Raw genomic sequence first — 7,154 nt, forward strand, 5'->3', positions numbered from 1 at the left:
ATTGGAAGGTGAAGCGCACCATGTGGGATGTAATCGTGATTGGAGCAGGCCTGGCGGGGCTAGTCTGTGCCCGCGAGCTGAGGGCCGTAGGCTATCGAGTTTGTGTACTGGATAAATCTCGTGGGGTCGGCGGTCGGATGGCTACCCGGCGGGTGAAGGGCACTCGGGTAGACCACGGTCTACGCTACTGGAACCCAAAAACACCAGCTCTTCAGCCCCTCACCGAGGAACTGCTGGCGGCGAACGTGCTCGCGCCCTGGGCGGTCACCGCCTTCGAAATCCCCCAGCCCGAGCAGCTGGTCGAGGTCACAGCAGCGCCAGTTTGCGTCGCCCCCGAAGGAATGAGCGCGATCGCGAAACACCTGGCCGCTAATCTAGAAATCCAGTTTCAGCAGCGCGTTACCGCTCTGGAACGCACTGATACCGGCTGGCGAATCACCTACAAAGGCATCAATCCAGCCGCTGAGTCGGTCACAGCTAAGGCCGTCGTGGTTGCCATTCCAGGCCCCCAGGCCGTTCCTTTGCTGAAGTCGATTGACCTGCCCCAGCGGCAGGTTCAGCTAGTCGAAGCGGTTGAGTACGAAACCCGGCTGACCCTGATGGCCGGCTATCCGGCCGAGCGCGGTCGGGAGATGGGACCGCTCACCCCCAGCGCACCGTCTGAAGGCTGGATGGTAACCGACAACTCAGGCACCTCCATCACCTGGATTGGGCTAGACAGCAGCAAACGTCACGCCGCCCCCTACCCAACAATCGTGATTCAAAGCAAACCCGGCTTCGCTGATCGCTACCTAGACGCCCGCGACCTTCAGCCCGCGGCCTCAGTCCTACTGCGGGCCGCGGGCCGCAAGCTGCTACCCTGGATTGCTGAGCCCGACTGGTTTCAAATTCACCGCTGGCGCTATGCCTATGTCACCCAAGCCTATCCCGGCGACTGCGTCAGGACCGATGTTCCGCTCGTGTGCTGCGGTGACTGGTGTCGTAGCCCTAGCGCGATCGCGAGCATCGATGCGGCCTTTAGTTCTGGGATGGCAGCCCAGGCGGTGATCTCATCGAGAATTTGAGCCGGTCCGAATCCAGAGCGACTGGCCAAGTCAGGCATTTTAGATGGATGAAACCGTGCTCGAACAATGCCTTTTAAGGCGACCGAGCGGCGCTTATTGCCCGCTGACTTTAGCTAGGCGGAGCCGAATGGGAAGATAGCTGCCCAGCATTTTTCGGATAGACCGGCTGCGGCTTTCCTGCACAAAAAATAGCGGCAGAATACCTAAGCTGCGGAGGACAGCTGACAGGGCAAACAGGGCTGGCAGGCCGAAGCCCGGCAGCTCCGCCAAGAAGCCGCCTAAGGTCGTGCTGAGGGCGCCGCTGATGCCGATGACTGCCGCTGCGATGGCGAAATAGGCCGACTGCCGACCGACGGGAGCTAGCTCCATCTGAATATTCATCAGGCACAGCTCCAAAGCGGCAAAGGTTGCCCCTTGAAGCACGTGCAGCAGCGGCAGCCAGAGCCAGACTGAAAGCGGCTGGCTGCTAGTGCATAGCCACAGCAGCGGTACGATCGCGGTCAGCATACAGTTGAGCAGCAGCACTGGACGGTTGCCGACCCGATCGGCCCAGCGACCCCAGAGCATAATCATCAGCAGAAACGCCGCCGCCGAGATGCCGCTATAGAACGTCACCCAGCGCACATCCAGGCTGAGCTTATCGAGCAGGTAGAAATTGACAAAGGGCGTGCTGAGATTGATGCCAAAGGTCCAAGCGGCAAGAAAGAGCAGCAGGACGAGAAAATTTCGATCCTGCCAGAACCGCTGGGCCGGCGGCGAGGCTCGCTCAGTTGCGACAGCCGCCGCTGACTCTGCGTCAGTCTGAGGATTGACGTCGGCCATTAAAAACTGAAAAGCCATGCTGACCATCCCCGCAGCGACCGCGATCGCTAAGGCCACCCCATAGCCCTCTAGCTCTCCGCGGGGCCAGGCCGCGACCAGCCAACCCCCAAGGGGCAGGACTAGCAGCGCGGTCAAACTCGAAAGGCTTTTGCGCAGGCTAAAATATCGCCCCCGCAGCTGATTGGGAACGATGACTGCCATCCAGCTCATCCAGGCGGCATTTCCCAGAGAGTCCAGGATATAGCACAGCGCTAGGCAAATAATGGTGGCCAGAATTAGCCAGTGGGGGTCGAGGTGCCGCTGGCTGACCAGAAAAATTCCTGCCATTAGCCCAAGCCACAGTACCCGCGACAGGCCGTAGACCCAGAGGCAGTAGTGATGGCGGCTGGCTGATTTTTCCGACAGATAGGCCCCTAGCGGCTGGAGCAGGTAAGTCAGGAGTGGAATGGAGGTAAGTAGGCCAATCTCAGCCGCGCCGGCGCCAATCCCAATCAAGAAATTACTGATCAGGACGCCGCGGATAACGTTCTCAAAAACCGCTGAGAAAACACCGTCTAGCGTGGATGCTTGCAGACTGGTGCGAACCTGCTGCTTGGTCAGCTTCTCAGGGCCAGACGACAGGGATGGGTCAGAGGCGATTTGGGAGCTGGCTTCGAGCTGGCTAGAAGTCATCCTTCACCTCATTTGACAAAATGCTCCGGCACTAGGCCTCATAGGCAAAAAGAGCGGAACATTGGGACAGCGGGAGCAACCGGCCTGGAAAACTAAACGCCTGTTAACACCTGTGAACTTTTAAGCTTCGATTGCTACTTTAAATCAGGTTTTGCAAAATTGCTTCATCCTACTTCATAAATATGCCCCAGGTCTTATCCTTGCTCAGCAGCGTCTCGCTATTTGCAAAAACATCCAAGCCATTGCAACCTGCCCTCTCTATTCTGGAAGAGTCGTCGCGATACGTTTCCCTGTGCAAAATCCTCGCCTAACCGAATCGCTAGCCGGGACCCGGGCTGTCATGCCACTGGTGATCGGGGCGGCCCCATTTGGCATCATCTTTGGCACCTTGGCCCAGAGCAGCGGCCTTTCGGCTTGGAGCGCGATCGCGTTTTCGGCCGTTGTCTTTGCCGGTTCAGCTCAGTTCGTCGCCCTGGGGCTGGTCGCCGCTGGGACGGCGGTACCGCTGATTGTACTGACTACATTTGTGGTGAACCTACGACACCTGCTCTACTCAGCCAGCCTCGTACCCCACGTACGGCATCTGTCATCCCCGTGGAAAGCCCTAAACGGCAATCGTCGTGCCAGCGGTGCTGTTCCCCGCCGACCAGCTCTGGGTGAGCTATGAAAATGCGCGGCTAGTGGGCGCGATCGCGACGGTGGCGATCGCCTTTTGGCAAAAAAATCTGCTGGTAACCATCGTCGCTGGCATGGGCCTATTTCTGGCATACCAGATTTTGGTCGGAATGTAGCAATTTTAAACTGTAATTAAGTGAGAAGCAGACAGTTAGCAAGGTGGTGATCTACTCTAAAAGGTAGGCCGCTATGTTTGCTTTTGCCGCATAGATTCTAGAGTAAGGGCATTCTGGACATTAGAATCGCAGTTTTGGGATTGCCAATTTACCAGCTAGGAGCCAGTCAGAGGCCAGTCAGGGGTGTGAAGCCAGCGTGATTCAAGAATTTGATATTTCTATCACCGCTGTGGGCGACGATCGGTATTTGGTCCGTACTGAGAATGTTGCGTCGGGGGTGCCGATAGCCGAAGAACAGGTTTACTGGCCGGTCCGTCAGTGGCTGGAGCAAAGCCAGCGGCTAATGCATGACCCACTGTTGGGGCTGCTTCAAGGGCAAAGCCTGCGGCAGTCTCAGCCAACCGGCGCAGCGCCGCTGCGAGCCGGTACAGCAGAGGGTTCCCTTTTTGCCTTAGGGCAAGAGCTATACAATAGCCTCTTTCAAGGATTGCTACGCGATAGCTGGCTGGCGGCCCAGGGCGTCGCGCAAAATCGGCAGAACCTGCTGCGGCTGCGGTTGGGAATTAAAGATGCTTTTCTTCAGCGGCTTCCTTGGGAAATCTTGCGGTCCGGCGATCGCCCCCTAGCCACTGGTACCGATGTCGCCTTCTCACGCTACGATACCGACCTGCTCCAGGGTCGGCAGTCGGCCACCCTGCTGGTGCCTGACTTTAGCCAACCGCTGCGGATTCTGATGGTCGTGGCTTCACCAGAAGACCAGGCGCGGTTAGAGCTTTTGCAAGAAGTGCATCAGCTCCAGACAGAGCTGACGCCGATGGGTCATTTTCGCTCCGGCCCAGAGGGCAGTAACGGCAGCCGGCTTCAGCAGCCACTTGACGTCCGACTGACGCTGCTAGAGCAGCCTGGGCGGGCCGAACTGACCCAGGCGCTGGAGCAGGAAGACTACCAAGTTCTACATTACGCCGGGCATAGCAACCTCGGAGACACCGGTGGTGACCTGTTTTTAGTCAGCCGTCAGACCGGTCTGACCGAGCGGCTTAGCGGCGAAGACTTGGCCGGTCTGCTAGTCAACAACGGTATTAAGCTGGCGGTATTCAACTCCTGTCGTGGAGCCTACAGCAGCTCGCAGGCATCGGAGCCGGGCTGGCAAGAGCAAAACCTGGCCCAGGCTCTGCTCGGTCGCGGGGTGCCTAGCGTCATTGCCATGGCTGAGCGGATTCCCGATGGCGTCGCGATCGCATTTACCCGGTTACTCTATCGCAATTTAAAGCAGAGATATCCGATTGATTTGAGCCTCAACCGGACGCGCCAAGGGCTGATTTCGGCCTACGGATCTGATCAATTTTACTGGGCGCTGCCGATCCTCTATATGCAGCCCTCGTTTGATGGCTATCTCGCCAATCGGGCCGGCAGCCAGAGGGAATCCTGGGCCGATCCGTTTGCAGCCATTTTTGCCGATTCGGAGCCTCACTGGGAAGGAGCGAGGTCTCATCTACTGCCTCTAGTCGTAGATGAGACCTCGGAGCCGCCGACTGCTGCGGACGAACTGGATCAAGCCATGGACATGGCTACAGAGCTAGAGGCGCTAGAGTCCCTAGAAACTATAGAAAGGCTTGATGCAGAATCCATCGAGCCGCCAGTACCGGAACTGGACTTTCTGGATGAGGCCGATATCAACAACTTAGTCAAACGGTTAGAACAGTCTGGACCAGAGCCAAGGCTCCCCAATTTTGGCGCTCAGGCCGAGGGAACGGATCATCTCAGCGAAATCATCCAGCAGCTATCGCAGTCGGTTCCGGCTGAAGAAATGATGCCAGTCCAGCCGGACGAGCTGCTGCTACCTGAAGCCCTCGACCTCTCCGAGCAGGAGCTCTACGATCCGCTGTTTGAAGAGCCAGTCTCTGAAGAAAGTCCTACGCCTGCTGCCGCGGACCATACGACCGTTGACAAGACGACAACGGCATTTGCAGCCGCTGAGGCAACCGATCGACCGGCTGGAACAGCGCGGCCTACTCCCCTACGTGCCGTGCTTGGTGGGTCTGTGCAGCCTAGACGCCGTCGGCTGGCGCTGATGACCATCGGTGCCGTCGCCGTAGCAACGGCCCTAGCTGCGGTAGGATTGACTGCTGTGCTCAACCGGGCTGACCGACCGACGGCTGAAACGCAGGCTTTACTCGATGGCATCACCGCCCCCAGTACCCAAGAAGCGCTGGGCCAGGTACAGCTTTCCCTGATCAATAACGATTTAGATGCGGCCGCGATCGCGGTTAATACGCTCATTCGCCAGAATCAGCCCGCTGCTGCCCTGACTATGCTTATGTCGGCAACGCCCGAGCAGAAAGCAGATCCGATTTTGGCATTTTTGACCGGGCGGGCGCAGTGGACCTTAGTGAAGCAGGGGGTTAGAGAATATAGCCCAGCGGACGCGCTGCGCTCCTGGCAGACCGCCATCAGAGCCGAATCGGACTGGATGGAAATTTGGACGGCGCTGGGTTTCGCGCAGTACGCGGTTAACGATTTCGATCGGGCTGCTGAATCTTGGCAGCAGGCCATTCGCCTAGCTGAGCAGCGCCCTGCCACCGAAAGCGTTGCCCTGTTCGGCCCCCGCCCGTCCCAGTACATCCTCAACGCCTATGCGGGGCTGGCCATGGCCAACCTTAAGCTGGCTGAGATTGAGTTTGAAGCTGAGGAACGGGCCGCCCTCTACGAGGAGGCAGTAGAGAGCTATTTGAAAGTATTTACCGAAGCCCCACTGGCGTTTCAGCCCCAGGAACTCGGCAATAACTGGCTGTGGCTGGAGCCCGCGATCGATGACTGGCGCGCCGCAGAAACCCAGCTGGCCCCCTATCTGCCCGCAGAAAATCCGTTTGAGTCGCCATAATCGTTAGCGCTAAGGGCCAGCCTCTGGTGCTCATGGCGCATTCCGGTAATCAGCGGCTGAATTTGAAGAAGCTTTAATCAACTTTAATAGTTTCATGACGGTTTGTGAGCAGACCAACCGATCTTGGGATTCTCTTAGCGGGCGGCTGATGTTCTGAGCATGGAACTCATGCTCCGGGTTTTAGACAGTAGCTCATGATGTAGCCGCCGTTCGGCCCGTAAAAATGTCTAGCTCAGATGATAAGTCAACATCCCTTACAAGCCCAAAAGATGACCTCTACCCAAGCTATAGCACCTTCGGTCTCAGAGTCTTCAAATTGCTCTTCCAGCCCTGGTCGAGTCCAGCGACTGCCCCTGGCACTCCTCTATGCCGCGATCGAAAACTTTCCCGATGGCCTGCTCATTCTCAGTGCAGCGGGCGACATTCTGCATAAAAATCGCTGCGCCAGTCGGCTAATGCAGCAGTTCAACGACCGCTGCCAGCCGGTTAGAGCCTTGCCCCAGCGAGTCTGGAACATCTGTCGGACGCTACAAACTCGCCTCAGCGCCGATCCCGACGGCAGCCTAATTTTAGAAGAAAAGCTCAGCGACGTATCCGAGCGAGACATTCGCGTTCGCGTCCAATGGCTCGATCCGGCAACTTACGCCACTCCCTGCTTCATCATTACGCTAGAAGACTGCCAGCGCTCCGCCGCCTGCACTGCTCGCAGTGAAGCCCAACGCTACGGCTTTACTCCGCGCGAAACCGAAGTCTGGCAGCTCCGGCAGTCCCACTTGACCTACCGGCAAATTGCCGCCAGGCTGCATATTTCGATTGATACGGTGAAGAAGCATGTGACGAATGTGAACGCGAAGCGATCGCAAGCCGTTTGGGGTGATGGGGTGATGGGCTAGAATATTCCCTTACCCCATCACTCCCCCACTC

General features: G+C 57.8%; 6 protein-coding genes. 5 read left to right on the forward strand and 1 reads right to left on the reverse strand.

The window, feature by feature from the left end:
- Window positions 1-20: 20 nt before the first annotated feature.
- Window positions 21-1,064, forward strand: a complete 1,044-nt coding sequence (locus IQ241_RS19820) for an NAD(P)/FAD-dependent oxidoreductase (protein WP_193910557.1) — start codon at window positions 21-23, stop codon at window positions 1,062-1,064.
- 93 nt (window positions 1,065-1,157) lie between these two features.
- Here IQ241_RS19820 and IQ241_RS19825 read toward each other — a convergent pair whose 3' ends face one another.
- Entirely contained in the window at window positions 1,158-2,558 is a 1,401-nt protein-coding gene (locus IQ241_RS19825; RefSeq protein ID WP_228021879.1) for an MFS transporter, read from the reverse strand.
- A 292-nt stretch (window positions 2,559-2,850) separates the two neighbouring features.
- Between IQ241_RS19825 and IQ241_RS19830 the strand changes: the two genes are divergently transcribed.
- The 4 genes from IQ241_RS19830 (at window position 2,851) to IQ241_RS19845 (ending at window position 7,123) form a co-directional block, all read left to right on the forward strand.
- Complete coding sequence (locus IQ241_RS19830) at window positions 2,851-3,225, forward strand: AzlC family ABC transporter permease (protein ID WP_322743715.1); 375 nt, start codon at window positions 2,851-2,853, stop codon at window positions 3,223-3,225.
- Window positions 3,215-3,349, forward strand: coding sequence for an AzlD domain-containing protein (locus tag IQ241_RS19835; RefSeq protein ID WP_322743716.1), 135 nt, complete (start codon window positions 3,215-3,217; stop codon window positions 3,347-3,349). Before IQ241_RS19830 ends, IQ241_RS19835 begins: the two co-directional genes overlap by 11 nt.
- A gap of 196 nt (window positions 3,350-3,545) precedes the next feature.
- Window positions 3,546-6,230, forward strand: coding sequence for a CHAT domain-containing protein (locus IQ241_RS19840; RefSeq protein WP_322743717.1), 2,685 nt, complete (start codon window positions 3,546-3,548; stop codon window positions 6,228-6,230).
- 269 nt (window positions 6,231-6,499) lie between these two features.
- On the forward strand, window positions 6,500-7,123 hold the full coding sequence (locus tag IQ241_RS19845) for a helix-turn-helix transcriptional regulator (RefSeq protein ID WP_193910562.1): 624 nt from the start codon (window positions 6,500-6,502) through the stop codon (window positions 7,121-7,123).
- Window positions 7,124-7,154 lie beyond the last annotated feature (31 nt).

It is taken from the genome of Vasconcelosia minhoensis LEGE 07310, from assembly GCF_015207255.1.
Taxonomy (GTDB): domain Bacteria; phylum Cyanobacteriota; class Cyanobacteriia; order Phormidesmidales; family Phormidesmidaceae; genus Vasconcelosia; species Vasconcelosia minhoensis.